Here is a 421-nt window from a genome sequence, read left to right as displayed (position 1 = left end):
ATTAGGCACGCCGCCAGCGTTCATCCTGAGCCAGGATCAAACTCTCCAATAAAGTTAGTTTGTCTAGCATCTAAAATAAAAATTGACGTTTCACGTTGTTTGTTTCGTTCAGTTTTCAAAGAACTAATGGTGGAGCCTAGCGGGATCGAACCGCTGACCTCCTGCGTGCAAGGCAGGCGCTCTCCCAGCTGAGCTAAGGCCCCAAACAAGTATCGGGAAGACAGGATTTGAACCTGCGACCCCCTGGTCCCAAACCAGGTGCTCTACCAAGCTGAGCCACTTCCCGAAAGAAAACGCGCCCGAGAGGAGTCGAACCCCTAACCTCTTGATCCGTAGTCAAACGCTCTATCCAATTGAGCTACGGGCGCATATGGTGCCGAGGGCGGGGGTCGAACCCGCACGGTGGTCACCCACCGCAGGA

General features: G+C 53.9%; 3 tRNA genes. All 3 read right to left on the bottom strand.

Annotated elements, in window-relative coordinates:
• Positions 1 to 127 precede the first annotated feature (127 nt).
• The 3 genes from D1166_RS31020 to D1166_RS31010 all read right to left on the bottom strand — a co-directional run bounded on the left by D1166_RS31020 (position 128) and on the right by D1166_RS31010 (position 368).
• A tRNA-Ala gene (locus D1166_RS31020) sits at positions 128 to 203 on the bottom strand.
• A 9-nt stretch (positions 204 to 212) separates the two neighbouring features.
• Positions 213 to 286 (bottom strand) — tRNA-Pro (locus D1166_RS31015).
• Between the two features lie 8 nt (positions 287 to 294).
• Positions 295 to 368: transfer RNA gene (locus D1166_RS31010), tRNA-Arg, on the bottom strand.
• Between the last annotated feature and the right edge of the window lie 53 nt (positions 369 to 421).

The organism is Bacillus sp. ISO11, assembly GCF_003458115.1.
GTDB lineage: Bacteria > Bacillota > Bacilli > Bacillales > Bacillaceae_G > Bacillus_A > Bacillus_A cereus.
The sequence above is the reverse complement of the archived record's forward strand: the minus strand, read 5'-3'. Positions and strand labels throughout refer to the sequence as shown.